Annotated in this window: 13 protein-coding genes and 1 pseudogene; 8 read left to right on the forward strand and 6 right to left on the reverse strand. The window is 72.0% G+C overall.

The window, feature by feature from the left end:
* Nucleotides 1-28: 28 nt before the first annotated feature.
* Nucleotides 29-3,031 (forward strand): bifunctional [glutamine synthetase] adenylyltransferase/[glutamine synthetase]-adenylyl-L-tyrosine phosphorylase, encoded by a 3,003-nt coding sequence (locus tag ACSU53_RS22650; RefSeq protein ID WP_437030434.1) that lies wholly within the window; start codon nucleotides 29-31, stop codon nucleotides 3,029-3,031.
* Between the two features lie 648 nt (nucleotides 3,032-3,679).
* Here the strand turns inward: ACSU53_RS22650 and ACSU53_RS22655 are convergent.
* From ACSU53_RS22655 to ACSU53_RS22665, 3 genes and pseudogenes are all read right to left on the reverse strand, one after another.
* Nucleotides 3,680-4,504, reverse strand: a pseudogene (locus ACSU53_RS22655) (phosphatase PAP2 family protein); the annotation flags it as partial.
* Nucleotides 4,505-4,717: 213 nt separating this feature from the next.
* Nucleotides 4,718-5,008, reverse strand: a complete 291-nt coding sequence (locus ACSU53_RS22660) for a hypothetical protein (protein ID WP_437030436.1) — start codon at nucleotides 5,006-5,008, stop codon at nucleotides 4,718-4,720.
* A 190-nt stretch (nucleotides 5,009-5,198) separates the two neighbouring features.
* Nucleotides 5,199-6,245, reverse strand: coding sequence for a LacI family DNA-binding transcriptional regulator (locus ACSU53_RS22665; RefSeq protein ID WP_437030438.1), 1,047 nt, complete (start codon nucleotides 6,243-6,245; stop codon nucleotides 5,199-5,201).
* Between the two features lie 448 nt (nucleotides 6,246-6,693).
* On the opposite strand from ACSU53_RS22665, the gene ACSU53_RS22670 reads away from it, so the two are divergent.
* The 7 genes from ACSU53_RS22670 to ACSU53_RS22700 all read left to right on the forward strand — a co-directional run bounded on the left by ACSU53_RS22670 (nucleotide 6,694) and on the right by ACSU53_RS22700 (nucleotide 19,429).
* Nucleotides 6,694-7,965, forward strand: a complete 1,272-nt coding sequence (locus ACSU53_RS22670) for an extracellular solute-binding protein (protein ID WP_437030440.1) — start codon at nucleotides 6,694-6,696, stop codon at nucleotides 7,963-7,965.
* A 97-nt stretch (nucleotides 7,966-8,062) separates the two neighbouring features.
* Entirely contained in the window at nucleotides 8,063-9,067 is a 1,005-nt protein-coding gene (locus tag ACSU53_RS22675; protein ID WP_437030442.1) for a carbohydrate ABC transporter permease, read from the forward strand.
* A gap of 13 nt (nucleotides 9,068-9,080) precedes the next feature.
* Entirely contained in the window at nucleotides 9,081-9,992 is a 912-nt protein-coding gene (locus ACSU53_RS22680; RefSeq protein WP_437030444.1) for a sugar ABC transporter permease, read from the forward strand.
* A 132-nt stretch (nucleotides 9,993-10,124) separates the two neighbouring features.
* Nucleotides 10,125-11,810, forward strand: coding sequence for a glycoside hydrolase family 13 protein (locus ACSU53_RS22685; RefSeq protein WP_437030446.1), 1,686 nt, complete (start codon nucleotides 10,125-10,127; stop codon nucleotides 11,808-11,810).
* Nucleotides 11,811-11,995: 185 nt separating this feature from the next.
* Complete coding sequence (locus ACSU53_RS22690; RefSeq protein WP_437030448.1) at nucleotides 11,996-13,375, forward strand: alpha-amylase; 1,380 nt, start codon at nucleotides 11,996-11,998, stop codon at nucleotides 13,373-13,375.
* 220 nt (nucleotides 13,376-13,595) lie between these two features.
* A complete protein-coding gene (gene pulA, locus ACSU53_RS22695) occupies nucleotides 13,596-19,007 on the forward strand; it encodes a pullulanase-type alpha-1,6-glucosidase (RefSeq protein ID WP_437030450.1) in 5,412 nt (1,803 codons plus the stop codon).
* Between the two features lie 62 nt (nucleotides 19,008-19,069).
* Entirely contained in the window at nucleotides 19,070-19,429 is a 360-nt protein-coding gene (locus tag ACSU53_RS22700; protein ID WP_164332908.1) for a 5-carboxymethyl-2-hydroxymuconate Delta-isomerase, read from the forward strand.
* A gap of 27 nt (nucleotides 19,430-19,456) precedes the next feature.
* Here the strand turns inward: ACSU53_RS22700 and ACSU53_RS22705 are convergent, their stop codons facing one another.
* From ACSU53_RS22705 to ACSU53_RS22715, 3 genes are all read right to left on the reverse strand, one after another.
* Complete coding sequence (locus ACSU53_RS22705) at nucleotides 19,457-19,924, reverse strand: hypothetical protein (RefSeq protein ID WP_437030452.1); 468 nt, start codon at nucleotides 19,922-19,924, stop codon at nucleotides 19,457-19,459.
* Entirely contained in the window at nucleotides 19,921-20,616 is a 696-nt protein-coding gene (locus tag ACSU53_RS22710) for a TetR/AcrR family transcriptional regulator (RefSeq protein WP_437030455.1), read from the reverse strand. Before ACSU53_RS22710 ends, ACSU53_RS22705 begins: the two co-directional genes overlap by 4 nt.
* 67 nt (nucleotides 20,617-20,683) lie before the next feature.
* Nucleotides 20,684-22,648 carry a hypothetical protein gene (locus ACSU53_RS22715; protein WP_437030457.1) on the reverse strand — a complete coding sequence of 655 codons (1,965 nt, stop codon included), beginning with the start codon at nucleotides 22,646-22,648 and terminating at the stop codon, nucleotides 20,684-20,686.
* Nucleotides 22,649-22,888: the final 240 nt, after the last annotated feature.

The following is a 22,888-nucleotide window of genomic DNA, read 5'->3' on the forward strand; positions in this document are numbered from 1 at the left end:
CGTTTCCGAGGCACGAGGGAGACCGGGGATGACGTCGGCGCCGGGGCGCAGGAGCAGTACCTTCACGCGGCTGCTGCGGCACGGCTTCACGGACCCCTCCGCCGCCGAGCGCCTGCTGGACGGCCCCGAGCTCACCCCCCTGCGCGACGACCCCGTGCTGCTCGACGCCCTCGGCGCCACCGCCGACCCCGACCTCGCGCTGCTCGGCCTGGTCCGTCTGCTGGAGGCGCAGCCGGACCCCACCGCCCGCCGCGAACTCCTGGACACGGTCATCGCCGCCAAGCCGCTGCGGGACCGGCTGCTCGGGGTGCTCGGGGCCTCCGCGGCCCTCGCCGACCACCTGGCCCGGCATCCCGGGGACTGGCGCGCCCTGGTCACCTACGAGCCGCGGGACCTGCACCCGGGCGTCGAGGAGTTCGTCGACGGCCTGGCCGGCGTCACCGACGCGGTGACGCTCCGGGTCGCCTACCGCCGCTGCCTTCTCTCCATCGCCGCCCGCGACGTCTGCGACACCATCGACGTCGCCGAGACCGCCGCCGAGCTGGCCGACCTGGCCACCGCCACCCTGCGCGCCGCCCTCCGGCTCGCCCGGGAGGCCGCGCCCGAGGACGCCGCGCTGTGCCGGCTCGCGGTGATCGCGCTCGGCAAGTGCGGCGGCCACGAGCTGAACTACGTCTCGGACGTCGACGTCGTCTTCGTCGGCGAGGCCGTCGACGGCGCCGACGAGGACAAGGCGCTGCGGGCCGCCACCCGGCTCGCCTCGCACCTGATGCGGCTGTGCTCCGAGACGACCGTCGAGGGCACCATCTGGCCCGTCGACGCCAACCTGCGGCCCGAGGGGCGCAACGGCCCGCTGGTGCGCACCCTGGCCTCCCACCTCGCCTACTACCAGCGCTGGGCCAAGACCTGGGAGTTCCAGGCGCTGCTCAAGGCCCGCCCGGTGGCCGGCGACGCGGAACTGGGCGAGGCGTACGTGGCCGCGCTGCAGCCCCTGGTGTGGCAGGCGGCCGAGCGGGACAACTTCGTCGCCGACGTGCAGAAGATGCGCCGCCGGGTGGTGGAGAACATCCCCGTCGCCGAGGTCGACCGCCAGCTCAAGCTCGGCCCGGGCGGTCTGCGGGACGTCGAGTTCGCCGTGCAGCTGCTCCAGCTGGTGCACGGACGCACCGACGCCTCCCTGCGCAGCGGCACCACCCTGGACGCCCTCAAGGCGCTCGCCGCCGGGGGGTACGTCGGACGCACGGACGCCGCCCGGCTCGACGAGGCGTACCGCTTCCTGCGCTCCATGGAGCACCGCATCCAGCTCCACCGGCTGCGCCGGACCCACCTGGTCCCGGACGACGAGGGCGACCTGCGCCGTCTCGGCCGCTCCCTCGGCCTGCGCACCGATCCCGTCGCCGCGCTGACCCGGGAGTGGAAGCGGCACGCCTCCGCGGTGCGGCGGCTGCACGAGAAGCTGTTCTACCGGCCGCTGCTCGACGCGGTCGCCCAGCTCGCGCCCGGCGAGGCCCGGCTCAGCGCGGAGGCGGCCCGGGAACGCCTGGTCGCCCTCGGTTACGCCGACCCCGCCGCCGCCCTGCGCCACCTGGAGGCCCTGGCCAGCGGCGTCACCCGCAAGGCGGCCATCCAGCGCACCCTGCTGCCCGTCCTGCTCGGCTGGTTCGCCGACTCCGCCGACCCGGACGCGGGACTGCTCAACTTCCGCAAGGTCTCCGACGCCCTCGGCAAGACCCCCTGGTACCTCAGGCTGCTGCGCGACGAGGGCGCGGCGGCCGAGAACCTCGCGCGGGTGCTGTCCGCCGGGCGGCTCGCCCCCGACCTGCTGATGCGTGCCCCCGAGGCGGTGGCGCTGCTCGGGGACGGCGATGGGGGAGGGCTCCGGCCGCGCTCCCGCACCCACCTGGAGCAGGAGGTCCTCGCCGCCGTCCGGCGCGCCGACAACGCGGCCCAGGGCGTCACCGCGGCCCGTGGCGTGCGCCGCCGGGAGCTGTTCCGCACGGCCGCCGCCGACATCGTCGGCTCCTACGGCACCGAGTCGCAGCCCGCCGAGGCCGACCAGGGCGCACTGGTCGACCTGGTCGGCGCCGCCGTGTCCGACCTGACGGCCGCCACCCTCGCCGGCACCCTCCGCGCCGTCGTCCGGGAGGGCTGGGGGGACGACCTCCCCACCCGGTTCGCGATCATCGGCATGGGCCGCTTCGGCGGTCACGAGCTGGGCTACGGGTCGGACGCCGACGTGCTGTTCGTGCACGAGCCCCGCGAGGGCGTGGACGAGCACGAGGCCGCCAAGGCGGCCGCCAAGGTCGTCGCGGAGATGCGCCGCCTGCTCCAGATCCCCAGCTCCGACCCGCCCCTGCTGGTCGACGCGGACCTCCGCCCGGAGGGCAGGAACGGACCGCTCGTGCGCACCCTCACCTCGTACGAGGCGTACTACCGGCGCTGGTCGCTGGTGTGGGAGCGGCACGCCCTGCTGCGCGCCGAGCACGTCGCCGGGGACGAGGACCTCGGCCGCCGCTTCATCGAGCTGATCGACCCGCTGCGCTACCCGTCCCGCGGGCTCGACGAGGACGCGGTCCGGGAGATCCGGCGGCTGAAGGCCCGCATGGAGTCCGAGCGGCTGCCGCGCGGCGCCGACCCCAAGCTGCACGCCAAACTGGGCCCGGGCGGGCTGTCGGACGTGGAGTGGACCGTGCAGCTGCTGCAACTGCGGCACGCGGCCCGCGAGCCGGGCCTGCGGACGACGCGGACCCGGCCGGCCCTGGCGGCGGCCCGGGAGGCGGGGCTGATGTCCGCCGAGGACGCCGCCACCCTGGACGAGGCGTGGGTCCTGGCCACCCGGGTGCGCAACGCGGTGATGCTGGTCCGGGGGCGGGCGGGCGACACCTTCCCCACCGTCCCCCGGGAACTGGCCGCCGTCGGCCGCTACCTCGGCCACGGCCCCGGCCACGCGGGCGACATGCTCGACGAGTACCGGCGCACGGCCCGACGGGCACGCGGCGTCATGGAGAAACTCTTCTACGGCGCGGACTGAACCGCCCAGCCGCCATAGGCCCTGTCGTCACATTCCTGTCTGCCGTGCGCCGCCAGGCACGCACTCTCGCCGCACCGGGCCCTGACCCGAGTACATCCAGTACGAGGCTCAGGGCCCGGCACGCCGAGAGCACGCACCTGACGCCGCACGGCCGCCCTGCGGGCGGACGACGGGAATGTGACGACAGGACCCAGCCCCAAGCGGCCGACCGCCCAAGCCCCCACGGCCCGCCCGGTCCCCCGGTCCTTCCGGGCGTTGTGGGCGGCTCCGTGATCACGTCGGTGCCCCGGCCGCCCGACCGACGGGCCCGGCCTACGGCGCCCCCCGTCCCGTGCCGGACAGCGCGTCGGCCCCGTCGGCCTCCCCGGGGCCGTCGGCCCCGCCTCCGGTGTCCGCGTCCTCCCCGCCGTCCGCCGCCGCTGCCGGTGCGGGTGCCGCTGCCGTGCCCCGGTCCGCGCCTCTGCCTGTCGCTCTCTCCGCACCCCTGCCCGCGCCGGCGCCCGCGTCCTCGACCGGGCCGCCGGCCCCCGCCGCTCCGGCCGCCGTCCGGACCGTGTCGTCGGCCGTCCGGGCGACCTGGGCCACGACACCGGGAGCCGCCGCGGCGGTGCCCCCGGCGCCGGCCCCCTCACCCGTGCGTCCCGGCCGCCGGTCCGGCACCCGCCGGGGCAGCGCGTACGGGCCGCTGCCGTACCAGAGGCGGGCCACCGCGTAGCCGAAGGCGAGGCAGAGCACGCCGCCCACCGCGTCCAGCCAGAAGTGGTTGGCCGTGGCGACGATGACCACCAGCGTGAGCGCCGGGTACAGCAGCCCCAGCACGCGCACCCACGGAACCTGCGCCAGCGCGAAGATCGTCACGCCGCACCACACCGACCAGCCGATGTGCATCGACGGCATCGCGGCGTACTGGTTGGACATGTTCTTCAGGTCGCCGGACGCCATGGAGCCCCACGTCTGGTGCACCATCACGGTGTCGATGAAGCCGCCGCCGTTCATCAGGCGGGGCGGGGCGAGCGGGAACAGGTAGTAGCCGACGAGAGCGACGCCTGTGGTCGCGAACAGCACCAGTCTGGTGGCCGCGTACCGTCCCGGGTGGCCGCGGTAGAGCCACACCAGCACACCCAGCGTCACCACGAAGTGCAGGGTGGCGTAGTAGTAGTTCATGCCGACGACCAGCCATGTCACGGAATTGACGGCGTGGTTGACGGACTGCTCGACCGCGATCCCCAGGTGCTGCTGGAGCTCCCAGATCCAGTCGGCGTTGCGCAGGGCCTGCGCCTTCTGCTCCGGCACGGCGTTGCGGACGAGGGAGTACGTCCAGTAACTCACCGCGATCAGAAGGATTTCGAACCAGAGCCGGGGTCGCCGTGGCCTGCGCAGCCGGCGCAGGAGCGCCCGCCCCGTCCGGTCAACGACGGGACGGGGAGCGGCCGATGTCCGGCCGTTCGGCGCAGTCACGGTCGTGTCACCCATAGGCACAGAGTCTGCCAGAAAAGACCTCGCCCACAGATCATCCCTCGGTCCGGCGGTACCCGCATGTTCTCCTGCGGACGGAGGCCCGCCGCCTCCTCCCGACGGACCGTCCGGTGAGCGGATCTCTCCTCCTCCAGGACGGTTTCGCCGCGGGCGGCGACGCGCGGTGACCGCGCCGTGCGCCTCGGGGGCGCTGATCGTCTTCGCCGGGCGTCACCCGAGTTCCGAGAGCCCCTTCCGCAGATCCTCCGCGTTCATCACCGGGGTCATCTCGACCTCGGCGCCGAGCTGCGCGAAGAAGGGCTCACCGGTGGGCGCGACCTGCGAGCTGTCCTCCAGGTCGAGAACGAGCAGACAGGTCCGCCGGCCGCCGAGCGGCCCGAAATAGGCGGCTTCGGGGTGCAGCCGGTCCAAGGTCTCCTTCATCAGCTCGGGCATCTTCCCGCTGCGGATGACCTCGTTCGCCTTCTCCGTGTCCAGCGTCGCCTTGAGCATCACGCGCATCGCACTCACCTTCTCCGGTCGACGCACGCCGCGGTACCCCCTCAGGCTATGCCGGTGCTCCGGCTCCCGCGCGGGCGCCGCAGCAGGACACGGCGCAATACGGCACAGACCCCGGCGCGTGACACGGCACGACGCGGGAGACCCACCAGGGCCTCTGGGGTCTCCAGGGCCTTCAGGGCCTTCAGGGCCTTCAGGGCTTCTCGTGCGGCCGGTTCCGGTCCCCGGGGGCGGAGGCGGTCGAGCCGCGGACCACCAGCTCCGGCATGAACACGAACTCGCTGTGCGGGGCCGGGGTTCCGCCGACCTCCTCCAGCAGGGTGCGCACCGCCGCCTGGCCCATGGCCGGGACGGGCTTGCGGACGGTGGTCAGCGGCGGGTCGGTGAAGGCGATCAGCGGGGAGTCGTCGAAGCCGACCACCGAGATGTCCTTCGGCACGTCCAGGCCGCGCTGCCGGGCGGCCCGTATCGCGCCCAGCGCCATCATGTCGCTGGCGCACACCACGGCCGTGCAGTCGCGGTCCATGAGCGAGGCGGCCGCGGCCTGCCCGCCCTCCAGGGTGTACAGCGAGTGCTGGATCAGTTCCGTCCGCACGGTCTCGGCGGCGAGGCCGAGTTGGTCCTGCATGATGTGCACGAACCCCTCGATCTTGCGCTGCACGGGCACGAACCGCTTCGGCCCGAGGGCCAGACCGATCCGGGTGTGGCCGAGGGAGACGAGGTGGGTGACGGCGAGGGCCATGGCCGCCCGGTCGTCGGGGGAGATGAACGGTGCCTGCACCTTCGGCGAGAAACCGTCCACCAGCACGAACGGCACGCCCTGGGCCCGCAGGCGGTCGTAGCGCTGGGTGTCGGCGGTGGTGTCCGCGTGCAGTCCGGAGACATAGATGATGCCCGCCACGCCGCGGTCCACGAGCATCTCGGTGAGCTCGTCCTCCGTCGATCCGCCGGGTGTCTGGGTGGCGAGCACCGGGGTGTAGCCCTGCCGGGTCAGTGCCTGGCCGATGACCTGGGCCAGGGCCGGGAAGATGGGGTTCTCCAGCTCCGGGGTGATCAGCCCCACCAGGCCCTCGCTGCGCTGGCGCAGCCGGACGGGCCGTTCGTAGCCGAGGACGTCGAGGGCGGCGAGGACGGACTGGCGCGTGGTGGCGGCGACACCCGGCTTGCCGTTGAGGACGCGGCTGACGGTGGCCTCGCTCACCCCCGCCTGGGCAGCGATGTCGGCAAGGCGTGTGGTCACAGCACCGGACTGTATCGGCCGCACCTCTCCCTGCACACCGGCGGGACGCCTGGCCCGTGCCGGGGAACGGCTCGCTGCGGGCTGCTGGGTCATCGCGGTCCTCACCTCGTGGTCGGCGTCCTCGCAACGGATGATTCCCGCGGCGGCAACGTATGGCAAGTGCTTGCAGAGTCTTGCACAAGCGTCCGAACCCGTGCCCTACGGGCGTTGACCATGGTTGCGCGGGGATCGAGGGGAGGTCACGACGGGGTAACCTTCGGTGCTTCTTGCAAAATTTTTCAGCAAGGCCTTTTGCAACGCTTGCATCGCTGTTACTTTCCAGTCGCCCGGCGGAACCGCGATTCCCGGCCACATCCGAGGACGCGGGCCCGCGGCGGCAGCCGGCAAGCCGGCGGGACGGCAGACGGGGCCGCTTCCTGTGCACGGCTTTCACCCTCAAGGAGAACTCATGCGGCGTGGCATAGCGGCCACCGCGCTGGTGGCGTCCCTCGCCCTCGCGGCGACGGCCTGCGGCGGAGACAGCGACAGCGGCGACAAGGCCGACGGCCCGGTCACCATCACCTGGTGGGACACCTCCAACGCGACCAACGAGGCGCCGACGTACAAGGCCCTGGTCAAGGAGTTCGAGGCCGCCAACAAGGACATCAAGGTCAACTTCGTCAACGTCCCCTTCGACCAGGCGCAGAACAAGTTCGACACCGCCGCCGGTTCCAAGGGCGCCCCCGACGTGCTGCGCTCCGAGGTCGGCTGGACCCCCGCCTTCGCCAAGAAGGGCTTCTTCCTGCCGCTGGACGGCACCGAGGCCCTCGCCGACCAGGACAAGTTCAAGTCCAACCTGATCGAGCAGGCCACGTACGAGGGCAAGACCTACGGCGTCCCCTTCACCACGGACACCCTGGCCTTCGTCTACAACAAGGAACTGTTCGAGAAGGCCGGCGTCGAGGTCCCCAAGACCTGGGACGACCTGAAGAAGGCCGCCGCCACCATCAAGGACAAGACCGGCGTCGACGGCTACTGGGGCTCCACCCAGGCCTACTACGCCCAGTCGTTCCTCTACGGCGAGGGCACCGACACGGTCGACGCGGACGGCAAGAAGATCACCGTCAAGTCGCCCGAGGCCGTCGAGGCGTACGGCACCTGGCTGAGCCTGTTCAAGGGCAAGGGCCTGCACAAGGCCGACGTCACCGCCGACGCCTACGCCCACATCCAGGACGCGTTCGTCAACGGCAAGGTCGCCTCGATCATCCAGGGCCCGTGGGAGATCACGAACTTCTACAAGGGCTCCGCGTTCAAGGACAAGAACAACCTCGGCATCGCCACCGTCCCGGCCGGTTCCACCGGCAAGGCGGGCGCCCCGACCGGCGGCCACAACCTGTCCGTCTACGCCGGTTCCACCGAGGCCAAGCAGAAGGCCGCGCTGAAGTTCGTCAACTTCATGACCTCGGCCAAGGCGCAGGAGACCATCGCGCTGAAGAACGGCACGCTGCCCACGCGGGACGACGCCTACACCGACCAGGTCAAGGCCGACCCGGGCATCGCCGGCTACCAGACGGTCCTCGAGGCCGCCCAGCCGCGCCCGGCGCTGCCCGAGTACAGCTCCCTGTGGGGCCCGCTGGACGACGAGCTGCCGCAGATCGCCGGCGGCAAGAAGTCGCTGGACAAGGGGCTGAGCGACGCGGAGACCGCGATCGCGAAGCTGGTGCCGGACTTCAGCAAGTAACGCCCGGTCGGCCGCCGGACCCCGCTTCCAGGAGGGGAGGGTCCGGCGGCCTCCGGCCTGTGTGCCTACCCCTTGACCATCCAGAAGGTGCCGAACCATGACAGTCACCATCGACCGCGCGACCGGCAAGCGCCGCGGTGACCGCGCGCCCCGCCCCGGACCGGTCCGCAGGCTGAAGCACGCCTACCAGAGGCACTGGTACGCCTACGCCATGATCCTGCCGGTGGTCGTCGTGCTCGGCGTCATCGTGCTGTATCCGCTGGCCTACGGCTTCTACCTCACGCTCACCGACGCGGACAGCCTCAACTCGGCCCGCACCATCGGGGCCAACGAGATCGAGGCCACCTACAAGTTCATCGGCCTGGACAACTACGCCGAGATCCTGTGGGGCGAGACCGCCTACGAGCGCTTCTGGTCCAAGTTCGGCTGGACGATCTTCTGGACCGCGGCCTGCGTCGCCCTGCACTACGGCATCGGCCTGGGCCTCGCCCTGCTGCTGAACCAGAAGCTGCGCGGCCGCACCCTCTACCGGCTGATCCTGATCCTGCCGTGGGCCGTGCCCACCTTCGTCACCGTCTTCGGCTGGCGCTTCATGCTCGCCGACGCCGGCATCATCAACTCCGGCCTGGAATTCCTCGGCCTGCCCACCCCGGCGTGGCTGGAGGACACCTTCTGGCAGCGGTTCGCCGCCATCATGGTCAACACCTGGTGCGGTGTGCCGTTCATGATGGTCTCCCTGCTCGGCGGCCTGCAGTCCATCGACGCCAGCCTGTACGAGGCGGCCGAGATGGACGGCGCCAACGCCTGGCAGCGCTTCCGCCACGTCACCCTGCCCGGACTGCGTTCGGTCAGCTCCACCGTGGTGCTGCTCGGCGTCATCTGGACCTTCAACCAGTTCGCGATCATCTTCCTGCTGTTCGGCAACACCGCCCCGGACGCCCAGATCCTCGTGACCTGGGCATACCAGCTCGGCTTCGGGCAGCAGCCGCGCGAGTTCGCCGAGTCCGCCGCCTACGGCATGCTGCTGCTGGCCGTCCTCGTCGTCTTCACCTCCTTCTACCGCCGCTGGCTGAACCGCAATGACCAGCAGCTCGCGATCTGAGGCAGGAGCCCCCATGAGCACCACTACCGTCACCAAGGCCGCCCCGGCGGACCGGTCCGCTGGAGCGCCGGCCCCCACCGGGAAGGCGCGCCGGCGGGGGGAGACCGGCCCGCTCGGCAGGCTCACCTCGCACGGCATCCTGATCGTGGCGAGCCTCATCGCGCTGTTCCCGGTCGCCTGGCTGGTCTACCTGTCCCTCGGCCCGGACAAGGACGACTACCTGCGCCCCGGCGGCATCTGGGGCAAGATGACGCTCGACAACTACGTCTTCGTGCTCCAGGAGTCGAACTTCTTCCACTGGCTCAAGAGCTCGCTGATCGTCTCCCTGGGCACCACCGTCATCGGGGTGATGGTGGCCGCCACCACGGGGTACGCGGTGTCCCGGATGCGGTTCCCGGGATACAAGAAGTTCATGTGGGTACTCCTGGTGACCCAGATGTTCCCGGTGGCCGTCCTGATGGTCCCGATGTACCAGATCCTGTCGGAGTTCCAGCTCATCGACAGCTACCTCGGACTCATCCTCGTCTACTGCTCGACGGCGGTGCCCTACTGCGCCTGGCTGATGAAGGGCTACTTCGACACCATCCCGTTCGAGATCGACGAGGCCGGACGGGTCGACGGGCTGAACCCCTTCGGCACGTTCGTGCGGCTGATCCTGCCGCTCGCCAAGCCGGGTCTGGCGGTCGCCGCCTTCTACAGCTTCATCACGGCGTTCGGCGAGGTCGCGTTCGCCACGACGTTCATGCTGGACGATCAGAAGTACACACTCGCCGTCGGTCTGCAGAGCTTCATCAGCGAGCACGACGCCCAGCGCAACCTCATGGCCGCCACCGCGGTCCTGATCGCGATACCCGTCTCCGCGTTCTTCTACCTCGTGCAGAAGAACCTGGTGACCGGCCTCACGGCCGGCGGAACGAAGGGCTGACCTCCTTCGCGGACGACTCCCGCGCGCCCGGCGCGCGGGGTGGCGGCCGCGGTGTCGATTCCGACCCCGCAGGCACCGCGGCCGCCTCGTCACACCCCGCCCTCCCCACAAGCCTCTGAGTACAAGGACGACATGAGCCAGCAGCACTCCACCCCGGACCCCTCGGCCGACGCGGCCGTCGCCACCGTCGACGGGCGCCGTGACTGGTGGCGGGAAGCGGTGATCTACCAGGTCTACCCGCGCAGCTTCGCCGACAGCAACGGCGACGGCATGGGCGACCTGGAAGGCGTCCGCTCCCGCCTGCCGTACCTGCGCGACCTCGGCGTGGACGCGGTGTGGCTGAGCCCGTTCTACGCCTCGCCGCAGGCCGACGCGGGCTACGACGTCTCCGACTACCGGGCCGTCGACCCGATGTTCGGCAACCTGCTCGACGCCGACGCCCTGATCCGCGACGCCCACGCCCTGGGCCTGCGGATCATCGTCGACCTCGTGCCCAACCACTCCTCCGACCAGCACGAGTGGTTCAAGCGGGCGATCGCCGAAGGGCCGGGTTCGCCGCTGCGGGAGCGCTACTACTTCCGTCCCGGCAAGGGCGAGAACGGCGAACTGCCGCCCAACGACTGGGAGTCGATCTTCGGCGGCCCGGCCTGGACCCGGGTCACCGAGCCCGACGGCACCCCCGGCGAGTGGTACCTGCACCTGTTCGCCCCGGAGCAGCCCGACTTCAACTGGGAGCACCCGGCGGTCGGTGACGAGTTCCGCTCCATCCTGCGGTTCTGGCTCGACATGGGCGTGGACGGCTTCCGCATCGACGTCGCCCACGGCATGGTGAAGGCCGAGGGCCTGCCCGACCTGGGATCGCACGAGCAGCTGAAGCTGCTGGGCAACGATGTCATGCCGTTCTTCGACCAGGACGGCGTCCACGACATCTACCGCGAGTGGCGGCTGGTGCTGGACGAGTACGCGGGGGAGAGGATCTTCGTCGCCGAGGCGTGGACGCCGACGGTGGAGCGCACCGCGAACTACGTGCGCCCCGACGAGCTGCACCAGGCGTTCAACTTCCAGTACCTCTCCACCCCCTGGGACGCCGAGGAGCTGCGCGCCGTCATCGACCGCACGCTGGACTCGATGCGCCCGGTCGGTGCCCCCGCCACCTGGGTGCTGTCGAACCACGACGTCACCCGGCACGCCACCCGCTTCGGCAACCCGCCCGGCCTGGGCACCCAGCTCCGGGAGCCCGGCGACCGCGAGCTGGGCCTGCGCCGGGCCCGCGCGGCCACCCTGCTGATGCTGGCCCTGCCGGGGTCGGCCTACATCTACCAGGGTGAGGAGCTGGGCCTGCCGGACGTCGTCGACCTGCCGGACGAGGTGCGCCAGGACCCGGCGTACTTCCGCGGCGCGGGCCAGGACGGCTTCCGCGACGGCTGCCGGGTGCCGATCCCGTGGACCCGCGAGGGGTCGTCGTTCGGCTTCGGCGACGGCGGCAGCTGGCTCCCGCAGCCGGACAGCTGGGGCGGGCTGAGTGTCGAGGCGCAGACCGGCGTGCCGGGCTCCACCCTGGAGATGTACCGGGCGGCGCTGGCCCTGCGCCGGGAGCAGCCCGACCTGGGAGCGGGGGAGGCCGTGGAGTGGCTGCGGGCCCCCGAGGGCGTGCTGGCCTTCCGGCGCGGTGACTTCGTGTGCGTGGCGAACACCACCGGCGAGTCGGTGACCGTGCCGTCCTACGGTCGGGTGCTCATCAGCAACGCCGAGGTCGCCGAGACGGCGTCCGAGGCCAAGGTGCCGGCGGACACGACCGTGTGGTGGACCCGGGCCTGAGGTCCCGCTCCGCCAAGAGGTCCGTCCGGCAACTTTTTTGCTTCAACTTCGTACGGCCCGCTGCCCTTTCGGGTGGCGGGCCCTTAACATCTGCGTTGCCGCAAGGTTTCTGAAGGTTTCTGCAAGCGCCTTCACCCGGAAACCGGGCGGTTCCCCACATGCCTTCGACGAAGAAGGAACCCCACATGGCACGCAGAACCCTCTCCGGGGTGGCCGCCCTCGCCGCGGCCGCCCTTGTCATGACCCCGACGCAAGCGTCGGCCTCCCCTCCCGGTTCGAAGGACGTCACGGCCGTCCTCTTCGAGTGGAACTTCGCCTCCGTCGCCCGCGAGTGCACCACCACCCTCGGGCCGGCCGGATACGGCTACGTCCAGGTCTCCCCGCCCGCCGAGCACATACAGGGCTCGCAGTGGTGGACGTCCTACCAGCCGGTGAGCTACAAGATCGCCGGACGCCTCGGCGACCGCACCGCGTTCCGGAACATGGTGAACACCTGCCACGCGGCCGGCGTGAAGGTCGTCGTCGACACCGTCATCAACCACATGTCCGCGGGCGCCGGCAACGGCACCGGCACCGGCGGTTCGCGGTACACCAAGTACGACTACCCCGGCCTGTACTCGTCGTACGACTTCGACGACTGCACCACGCAGATCACCGACTACCGCAACCGGTGGAACGTCCAGAACTGCGAACTCGTCGGCCTCGCCGACCTCGACACCGGTGAGGAGTACGTCCGCCGGACCATCGCCGGGTACATGAACGACCTGCTCTCCCTCGGCGTGGACGGCTTCCGCATCGACGCGGCCAAGCACATGCCCGCCGCCGACCTGGCGAACATCAAGTCCCGGCTGACCAACCCGTCCGCCTACTGGAAGCAGGAGGTCATCTACGGCGCGGGCGAGGCGGTCCAGCCCGGCGAGTACACCGGCACCGGCGACGTCCAGGAGTTCCGCTACGCCTACGACCTCAAGCGGGTCTTCAACAACGAGAACCTCGCCTACCTGAAGAACTACGGTGAGGGCGGGGGCTACCTCAAGAGCTCCAGCGCCGGCGTCTTCGTCGACAACCACGACACCGAGCGCAACGGCAGCACCCTGTCCTACAAGGACAACGCCACCTACACCCTGGCCAACGTCTTCATGCTGGCCTGGCCCTACGGCGCCCCGGACATCAACTCCGGGTACGAGTTCTCCGACCACGACGCCGGACCGCCCAATGGCGGCCAGGTGAACGCCTGCTGGCAGAACGGCTGGAAGTGCCAGCACAACTGGCCGGAGATCAAGGCCATGGTCGGCTTCCGCAACGCCGTCCGCGGCCAGGCGGTCACCGACTGGTGGGACAACGGCGGTGACGCCATCGCCTTCGGCCGGGGCAGCAAGGGCTTCGTGGCCATCAACCACGAGTCCGGCTCCCTGACCCGCACCTACCGGACCTCCCTGCCCGCGGGCACGTACTGCAACGTGCAGAACAACACCCCGGTGACGGTGGACGGTTCGGGACAGCTGACCGCCACCCTGGGCGCCCACACCGCCCTCGCGGTCCACGCGGACCGGCGCGGCTGCTGAACACCGCCCGGCCGCCCCGCCGTTGACCGGGCGGCGCGGCGGCCGGGCCCTCCGGCGCCAACCGGGCATGAAATTGCTTGCCGCTTCTTTCACAACCCTTGCTGTAAACCTTTCAACGGCGGTACGGTCACGGCCGGTGCCCCGGCGATGTGGCCGAAACAGGCCGTCGCCGCGGCGTGGGGTCGGACCCAACGAGCCGTACGCACAAGGAGTTCACGCCTTGATACCCAGATGGCCCGCGCCCCCGGGGCGCCGCACCGCACGGGGCCGGCGCATCGCCGCCGTCACCGTCGCCGCCCTCGCCGCGGCGCTCGTGCAGCCGCTCGCCGCCCGCGCGGACGCCCCGCCGGCGCCGCCCTCGGACACGGCCCTCGCCACGTCCCCGGCCCGCCACGACCTGACCCGCGAGCAGTTCTACTTCGTCCTGCCGGACCGTTTCGCCAACGGCGACCGCACGAACGACCGCGGCGGCCTGACCGGCTCCCGCCTCACCCACGGGTACGACCCCACCGACAAGGGGTTCTACCAGGGCGGCGACCTCAAGGGCCTGACGCAGAAGCTGGACTACATCAAGGGGCTGGGCACCACCGCCATCTGGATGGCCCCGATCTTCAAGAACCAGCCCGTCCAGGGCACCGGCAAGGACGCCTCGGCCGGCTACCACGGCTACTGGATCACCGACTTCACCCAGGTCGACCCGCACTTCGGCACCAACAAGGACCTCGAACGGCTCATCGACAAGGCCCACGCCAAGGGCATGAAGGTCTTCTTCGACGTCATCACCAATCACACCGCCGACGTCATCGACTACGAGGAGAAGTCCTACGACTACCTGTCCAAGGGTGCCTTCCCGTACCTGACGAAGGACGGCCGGCCCTTCGACGACTCCGACTACGCCGACGGCACGCGCCGCTTCCCGCGCGTCGACAGCGGCTCCTTCCCCCGCACCCCCGTCGTCCCCGCCGCGAAGAAGCGGCTGAAGGTCCCGTCCTGGCTCAACGACCCGGCGATGTACCACAACCGGGGCGACTCCACCTTCGCCGGGGAGTCCAGCGAGTACGGCGACTTCTCCGGACTCGACGACCTGTGGACCGAGCGTCCCGAGGTCGTCAGCGGCATGGAGAAGATCTACCGGCGGTGGGTGAAGGACTTCGACATCGACGGCTTCCGGATCGACACCGTGAAGCACGTCAACATGGAGTTCTGGACCCAGTGGGCCACCGCCCTGGACGCCTACGCGGCCAAGAAGGGCCGCAAGGACTTCTTCATGTTCGGCGAGGTCTACTCCGCCGACCCGGACGTCACCGCCCCCTACGTCACCCAGGGCCGCCTCGACGCCACCCTCGACTTCCCCTTCCAGGAGGCGGCCCGCCAGTACGCCTCCCAGGGCGGCAGCGCGAAGAAGCTGGCCGCCGTCTTCGGCGCCGACCACAAGTACACGACCGACAAGGCCAACGCCTACGAACAGGTCACCTTCCTCGGCAACCACGACATGGGCCGCATCGGGACCTTCCTGAAGCAGGACAACCCGAAGGCGTCCGACGCGGAACTGCTGAGGAAGGGCAGGCTCGCCAACGAGCTGATGTTCCTCAGCCGCGGCAACCCGGTCGTCTACTACGGCGACGAGCAGGGCTTCACCGGCGCCGGCGGCGACAAGGACGCCCGCCAGACCCTCTTCGCCTCCCGCACCCCGGACTACCTCGACGACGACCTGATCGGCACCGGCCGCACCCACGCCGAGGACACCTACGACACCCGCTCGCCGTTCTACCGGCAGATCAGCGCCCTCGCGAAGCTCCGCAAGGCACACCCCGCCCTCACCGACGGCATCCAGCAGGAGCGCCACGCCGCCGACGGCCCCGGCGTCTACGCCTTCTCCCGCACGGCCACCGGCAAGGACACCACCGAGTACGTGGTCGCCTTCAACAACGCCGACGAGGCGAAGAAGGCCACCTTCGCCACCGGATCCGCCCGGATGCCGTTCAAGGGCATCCACGGCACCGACGCCACCGTCACCAGCGGCGCCGACCGGAACATCACCGTCACCGTCCCGGCGAACTCGGCGATCGTCCTCAAGGCCGCCCGCCCGCTCGCGAAGCCGGACGCGAAGCCCACGATCTCCCTGAAGGCCCCCGAGGCCGGCGCCACCGGCACCGTCGAGCTGACCGCCGACGTCGAGGGCGGACAGCTCAACCGGGTCGTCTTCGCCGCCCAGACCGGCAACGGGAAGTGGCGCGTCCTCGGCTCCTCCGACCACGCCCCGCACAAGGTCACCCACACCATCGGCGAGGACGTCCCCGCCGGCACCGCCCTGCGCTACAAGGCCGTCGTGACCGACTCCGCCGGCCGCACCGCGAGCGCCCTCGCCGCCTCCACCACCGGCACCGCGCCGGTGGAGACGCCGCCCTCCGCCGCCTCCCGCGACTACGCGATCGTCCACTACAAGCGGGCCGACGGCGACTACGACGACTGGGGCCTGTACGCCTGGGGCGACCTCGCCGAGGGCGAGGCCACCGAGTGGCCCGACAGCCACCCCTTCACCGGCCGCGACGCCTACGGCGCCTTCGCGTACGTCAAGCTGAAGCCGGGCGCCTCCGACCTGGGCTTCGTCGTCGTCGACAAGAACGGCACCAAGGACGTCGACACCGACCGCACCATCGACCTCACCCGCACCGGCGAGGTCTGGATCGAGCAGGGCAAGGAGACCGTCACCACCGAACGGCCCGAGTACCCCGCCCAGGACACCACCAAGGCGGTCCTGCACTACCACCGCGCCGACGGCGACTACGACGGCTGGGGCCTGCACACCTGGACCGGTGCCGCCGAGCCCACCGACTGGTCGAAGCCCCTGGAACCGGTGAAGACTGATGCCTATGGCGCGGTCTTCGAGGTGCCGCTCGCCGAGGGTGCCACCAGCCTCAGCTACATCGTCCACAAGGGCGACGAGAAGGACCTGCCGTCCGACCAGTCGCTCGACCTCAGGGCCAACGGCCACGAGGTGTGGCTGTTGAGCGGCCAGGAGAGGTATCTGCTGCCGCAGCCCGCCGGGTCCGCGGCAGCCCTCGACCTGTCCACCTCCAAGGCGGTCTGGATCGACCGGAACACCCTGGTCTGGGACGGCTCCGACGCCGCCGCCTCCACCCAGCTCCTCGCCTCGCCCACCGGCGGCATCACGGTCGAGGACGGCACGCTCCGCACCGGCGACGCCCGCTGGCTGCGTCTGGCGCGGACCACCCTCACCGACGCCCAGAAGGCCCGCTTCCCGCACCTGAAGGACGGCACCGCCTGGTCCGTCGACCCGCGCGACCGGGACCGGGTGCGCGCGGCCCTGCGCGGCCAGGTCGTCGCCACCCAGCACGCCGCCAACGGCGCCGTGCTCGCCGCCACCGGTGTGCAGCTCGCCGGGGTGCTCGACGACCTCTACGCCGCCCGCGCCACCAAGGCGGACCTCGGGCCGGTGTTCCGCCACGGCCGGCCGACGCTGTCCGTGTGGGCGCCCACCGCGCGGAACGTCGCCCTGGAGATCGACGGCCGCACCGTCCGCATGCACCGCGACGACGCCACCGGCGTCTGGTCCGCCACCGGCCCCGCCTCCTGGAAGGGCAAGCCGTACCGGTACGCCGTCACGGTGTGGGCGCCCAGCACCCGGAAGATCGTCACCAACAAGGTCACCGACCCCTACTCGGTCGCCCTCACCACCGACTCCGAGCGCAGCCTCGTCGTCGACCTCGGCGACCGGAACCTCGCCCCCAAGGGCTGGTCGGGGCTGACCAAGCCGAAGCCGGTGCCGCTCAAGGACGCCCAGATCCAGGAACTGCACATCCGCGACTTCTCCGTCGAGGACCGCACGGCGAAGCACCCGGGCACCTATCTCGCGTTCACCGACAAGGACAGCGACGGCAGCCGGCACCTGCGGAAGCTGGCGCGGTCCGGCACCTCCCACGTGCACCTGCTGCCCGCCTTCGACATCGCCACCATCCCCGAGAAGAAGTCCGACCGGGCGAGGGTCGACTGCGACCTCGCCGCCTACCCGGCCGACTCCCCGAAGCAGCAGGAGTGCGTGGCGAGGACCGCCGCCAAGGACGCCTACAACTGGGGCTACGACCCGTACCACTACACGGTCCCCGAGGGCTCCTACGCCACCGACCCGGAGGGCACCGCCCGCACCGTCGAGTTCCGCCGGATGGTGAAGGCGCTCAACGAGGAGGGCCTCGGCGTCGTCCTGGACGTGGTCTACAACCACACCGCCGCCCACGGCCAGGCGAAGACCTCCGTCCTGGACCGGATCGTGCCCGGCTACTACCAGCGGCTGCTCGCCGACGGCTCCGTCGCCGACAGCACCTGCTGCTCCAACACGGCGCCCGAGAACGCCATGATGGGCAAGCTGGTCGTCGACTCCGTCGTCACCTGGGCCAAGGAGTACAAGGTCGACGGCTTCCGCTTCGACCTCATGGGCCACCACCCGAAGGCGAACATGCTCGCCGTCCGCAAGGCCCTCGACGCCCTCACCCTCAGGAAGGACGGCGTCGACGGCAAGAAGATCATCCTGTACGGCGAGGGGTGGAACTTCGGCGAGATCGCCGACGACGCCCGCTTCGAGCAGGCCACGCAGGCGAACATGGCCGGCACCGGCATCGCCACCTTCTCCGACCGGGCCCGTGACGCCGTGCGCGGCGGCGGCCCCTTCGACGAGGACCCCGGCGTGCAGGGCTTCGCCTCCGGCCTCTACACCGACCCCAACACCTCGACGGCCAACGGCACCGAGGCCGAGCAGAAGGCCCGCCTGCTGCACTACCAGGACCTCATCAAGGTCGGCCTCTCCGGCAACCTCGCCGACTACACGTTCACCGACACCAGCGGCAAGGAGGTCAAGGGCTCCCAGGTCGACTACAACGGCTCACCCGCCGGATACGCGGCCGTCCCCGGCGACGCCCTCGCCTACGCGGACGCCCACGACAACGAGTCCCTGTTCGACGCGCTCGCCTTCAAGCTGCCGAAGGACACCCCGGCCGGCGACCGGGCCCGCATGCAGGTCCTCGCCATGGCGACGGCCACCCTCTCGCAGGGCCCGGCCCTCTCCCAGGCGGGCACCGACCTGCTGCGCTCCAAGTCCCTGGACCGCAACTCCTACGACAGCGGCGACTGGTTCAACGCCATCCACTGGAACTGCGCGGCGGGCAACGGCTTCGGCCGGGGGCTGCCGCCGGCCGCCGACAACGAGGACAAGTGGCCCTACGCCAAGCCCCTGCTGGGCACGGTGAAGGTCGGCTGCCCGCAGATCGAGGGCGCCTCGGCCGCCTACCGGGACCTGCTGAGGATCCGCACGTCGGAGAAGGCGTTCTCGCTCGGCACCGCGGACCGGGTGCAGTCCCGGCTCTCCTTCCCGCTGTCCGGGAAGGACGAGACCCCCGGGGTGATCACCATGCGCCTCGGTGACCTGGTCGTGGTCTTCAACGCCACGCCCGAGGCGCAGGACCAGCGCGTCACCGCCCTCGCCGGTACCGGCCACCGGCTGCACCCCGTGCAGGCGAAGGGCGGGGACCCGGTGGTGAAGGCGGCGTCCTACGAGCGGAGCACCGGCACGTTCACCGTCCCGGCCCGCACGGTCGCCGTGTTCACCGCGGCGGGCTGACCCCGCCGGGCCGGCGGACACGACGTAGGGTGAGCCCTCCTGGAACGATCACAGGAGGGCTCATGCCGCAGATCACCGTCGACTACTCCGACAGCCTGGCGGACGGCTTCGACCGGCCCGGCTTCGCGCGGGCCCTGCACACCGCGGTGGTCGACATCGCCGCCGCCAGGCCCCCGGCCTGCAAGACGCAGTTCCGCCGGACCGAGGACACCGTGGTCGGCCCCGACACCGAGGGCCACGCCGTCGTCCACGTCAGCCTCGGGCTGCTCGCGGGCCGCACCGAGGAGACCAAGGCCCGGCTCACCGAGGCCGTGCTGGACCTGCTGCGGCAGTTCGTGAAGCCCGCCGGGGGAGTGGCCGTGCACGCCTCCGCCGAGGTGCGCGAGCTCGACCCGTCGTACCGGAAGTACGAGAGCGAGTAACCCGGGCGCCCCGGCGGGCCCGTGCCCTCAGAGGTCCGGTCGGCCCAGCCACGACGGGCGGACGGGGACGCCGTCCTCGTCCAGCTCGCCGACGGCGTCCGGCTCAGCCGGGGGCGGCGGGTCCTGCGGTGCTGCCGGGGCGGGATCGAGCGCGGGGGCGGCCGGCGCGGGCTCCCGGGCCTCCTCGGGGCCGGGGTCCGGGGCGGCGGACGCGTCCGAGTCCGCCAGCAGCTCCGCCACCGTGAACCGGGTGCCGAACGACTGGTACGCCCCGTCGACGACGAGCAGGAAGCCGTCGTCCACCCGCAGCAGCCGACGGCGCTTCGGGCTCGTCGGGTGCCACGGCTGGTAGGTCCGGGCCCGTCGCTCCAGTTCCTCCAGCGCCTCCGCCCGAGAGCCGGTGACATGGGCCACCACCTGCGCCTCGGTGTGCTTGCGCTGCCCGGTGCCCACGGTCGTCTCCACGACCAGGCCCCACGTGGCCGTCCCGCTCACCCGGAGGCCAGGTGGATCAGCCGGGTGGCCAGATCGGTGAACGGGCCGTCGCCCGGCTCGTTCTTCAGCAGGCCCCGCAACAGCGCGGCCAGTTCCTCGTCGGCGGCGGCGGCCACCGCGGCCAGTGCCGCGAAGTCGTGCACCAGCTGCGTCTCCAGCTCGGCGCGGGGTATCCTCCGCCCGTCCAGCCAGATCAGCGCGGTGGACTCGGCCAGCGAGATCCAGGACCGGACCACCAGCTCCAGGCGCGCCGGTACCGGACCCACCACGCCCAGGTGCGACAGCATCTGGTCATAGGCGGCCTGCCGGACGGCGTCGATCAGCGCGTTGGTGGTGGAGGAACCGACCGCCGGGCCGCCGCGCATCAGCGCGGAGAAGCCCGGGCCGTGCTCGTCGACGAAGTCGAAGTAGCGGCCCATCACGCGCCGCAGCCGAGCGCCCAGCGGCCCCTCGTGGGGCTCCGCGAACCGCGACGCCAGATCGTCCGCGGCCCGCTGCAACGCGGCCTCGTACAGGCTGAGTTTGCCGGGGAAGTAGTGGTACACCAAGGGGCGCGAGATACCCGCCGCCGACGCTATCTCGTCGATGGACACCTCGTCGGGCGAGCGGCGGCTGAACAGTTCGAGGGCGACGCCGATCAACTGCTGCCGCCGCTCCTCGACTCCCATTCTGCGGCGTACCCCGGTAGTCATGCGAACACCATACCGATCGATTCCAGCCGCGAACGGTCCGGACCGAGCGCGGGTGTTCAGCGACCGGTCAGCCGAGCCCCCGGACCGTCCCGCCGTCCTTCAGGGTGCCCTCCAGGTCGGCGCGGGCGCCCTGTTCGGCCTCGACGGACAGCAGGTTGCCCTGCGCGGTGCCCCGGACGCCGCCCGTCGCCGTCACCGACGCCACGTCGCGGCTCCCGGCCGCCAACAGGTACCAGGTACCCGTCTCCTCCGCCTTCCACAGCACCCCGGCCAGCACGTGGGGGGAACGGGCCCCGCACGCCGGGACGTCCTCGGCCTTCGCCGTGACCGCGCCCGACGACCCGCCCGGCGTGCGGAACTGCGCCAGCACCCGCGCCCCTTCGCCGCGCCAGGTCTCGGCCCGGGTGCACACCCACTGCCCCGTCCCGGCCGCGCCCCCGGGCAGTACGGCGCCGCCCGGGGCCGCCTGGGCACCGGGCATCGGCTGCTCGGCGAACGCCCACACGTTCACGCTCCGCACCCCCGCCGACCGCATCGCGGTGAGCGAGCAGGCGTACGGCGCCCAGGTGCGCAGCGCCTCGGCCCCGGACGCCTCGCGCGGCGCGGAGGGCCGGCCGGCGGTCAGGCGGGCCGGGACCACCTCGCCGAGGTCGGTGACCAGCCGGCTGCCCGTGCCGTCGGTCAGCTCCAGCACGTTCCACGACGAGCACCCGCCCTGCTGCACGGCCGGGCTCGCCAGCGGCGAGGTCACCCCGTCGGTCAGGGTGAGCTCCATCGCGGCGGCCTGCGGCTCCCGCAGGTCCCGTTCGCCCGCCGACCGCACCCACGGTGCCGTCAGGTAGCGGACGTTGCCGTCGGACCGGCTCAGCACCAGCGCGCTCGCCTCCGCCCGGCCGGCGCCGTCGACCCGGGCGAAGTCCAGGGCGGCGCCCTCGGTGCCGTCCTTGGGTTCCGCGTACCGGGCGATGCGCAGCCCGTCGTGCAGGAGCACCACCCGCGCGTTGTCCACCACGCCCGCGTACAGCAGCTGGGGCGGCCCGGCCGGACCCCCGGTGGGCGTCCCCGGCGTCGCCGACACCTGCACCCGCTCGCCCGGCCGGGCCCACACCGCGAGGGCGCGGCGCAGCAGGGCGTCGTCGTCCACGCCGTCACCGCGGGCGGGCCAGACGGAGAAGTCGGTGCGCGCGGACGTCTTCCACGCGCTGGGGGCGACCCGGGTGAGCTGCCCGGGTTCGAGGGCGGCCTGCGCGGCCGGGTTGCGTGCGTACGGCGGCGCCGCGGCCCCGTCCGGGCCCCAGCCGTCACCGGGCAGCCCCAGCAGGGCGCCGCACACGACCAGCGCGGCCCCGGCGACCAGGGCGGCCTTCAGGTGCTGGCGGCGGCGCAGCAGGTCGGTCGGGCGGGCCTGGAGCGCGCACGGGTCGAACTCCGGGGAGCCGAGCAGCCGGTGCTCCGCGGGCACCCGGTCCGCCTCCCGCAGCGCGGCGTCCGGGTCGGCGACCCCGGCCGCGCCGAGCGCCTCGCGCACCTCGGCGTCCGGGAGCCGCTCCAGGCCGCGCAGCACGTACGCGGCACGCGCCGCCCCGGACAGCTCGCCCAGCCGCTGGTCCAGGGCGAGTTCCTCGGCCCCGCCGGACCGCGGGAACAGCCGCAGGCCCCACACCTGGGGCAGCAGCGGCGGGAGCTGCGCCCGCTTCGGCCACGCCCGACGCCGGAGCGGCCGCCCCGCCTCCAGCGCCGCCCGCAGCACCTTCAGCCGCACCAGCGCGTACCCGGGGTCGCCGTCCCGGCCGGTGGACTGGGCAGGGATCACGGGCGCCGCCGTACGGCTCCGGGGCAGCGCACGCTGGGTCAGCGCGTGCGCGGTCAGCACCCGGCGGCTGCGGCCGGGACCGGGCGGCAGCACCAGATAGGCGAGCCGGACGAGCCGCGGGTAGTGCTCGACGAGGGCGGCCTCGGCCTGCTCGACGTCGACGGCCGGTCCGGCGGGCGAGGAGGCTGCGGGGCGCTGGGCGACATCCTGTGACTGCACGTATCGCAGAACGAGCGAACCCGTGGTTGGTCACCGGACGGCACGTGTCACCACCGCCCGCTCCCGGCCGCACGGGCGCGGGGGCGCCGGTCCCGGTCCCGCCGGCCGGGGCCCGCCGGCGGGTGTTCCGCGGCCGGATGTGCCCGGGATTGAGCGTCCCGGGCGTTCGATCCGTATCGGAGACGGAGAGCCCCCGCCGGGGCTCCGTGCGGCATGTCGCCGGAAGGACCGGAGGAACAT

This window comes from Streptomyces sp. enrichment culture (assembly GCF_964273255.1).
In the GTDB taxonomy this organism is placed as follows: Bacteria; Actinomycetota; Actinomycetes; order Streptomycetales; family Streptomycetaceae; genus Streptomyces.

Excerpts from the sequence above, each read along its gene's own strand:
- ACSU53_RS22690 (WP_437030448.1), top strand. The coding sequence starts at position 11,996 with ATGGCACGCAGAACCCTCTCCGGGGTGGCCGCCCTCGCCGCGGCCGCC.
- ACSU53_RS22660 (WP_437030436.1), bottom strand. The coding sequence starts at position 5,008 with ATGCGCGTGATGCTCAAGGCGACGCTGGACACGGAGAAGGCGAACGAG.
- ACSU53_RS22685 (WP_437030446.1), top strand. The coding sequence starts at position 10,125 with ATGAGCCAGCAGCACTCCACCCCGGACCCCTCGGCCGACGCGGCCGTC.
- ACSU53_RS22680 (WP_437030444.1), top strand. The coding sequence starts at position 9,081 with ATGAGCACCACTACCGTCACCAAGGCCGCCCCGGCGGACCGGTCCGCT.
- ACSU53_RS22675 (WP_437030442.1), top strand. The coding sequence starts at position 8,063 with ATGACAGTCACCATCGACCGCGCGACCGGCAAGCGCCGCGGTGACCGC.
- ACSU53_RS22650 (WP_437030434.1), top strand. The coding sequence starts at position 29 with ATGACGTCGGCGCCGGGGCGCAGGAGCAGTACCTTCACGCGGCTGCTG.
- ACSU53_RS22700 (WP_164332908.1), top strand. The coding sequence starts at position 19,070 with ATGCCGCAGATCACCGTCGACTACTCCGACAGCCTGGCGGACGGCTTC.
- ACSU53_RS22710 (WP_437030455.1), bottom strand. The coding sequence starts at position 20,616 with ATGACTACCGGGGTACGCCGCAGAATGGGAGTCGAGGAGCGGCGGCAG.
- ACSU53_RS22670 (WP_437030440.1), top strand. The coding sequence starts at position 6,694 with ATGCGGCGTGGCATAGCGGCCACCGCGCTGGTGGCGTCCCTCGCCCTC.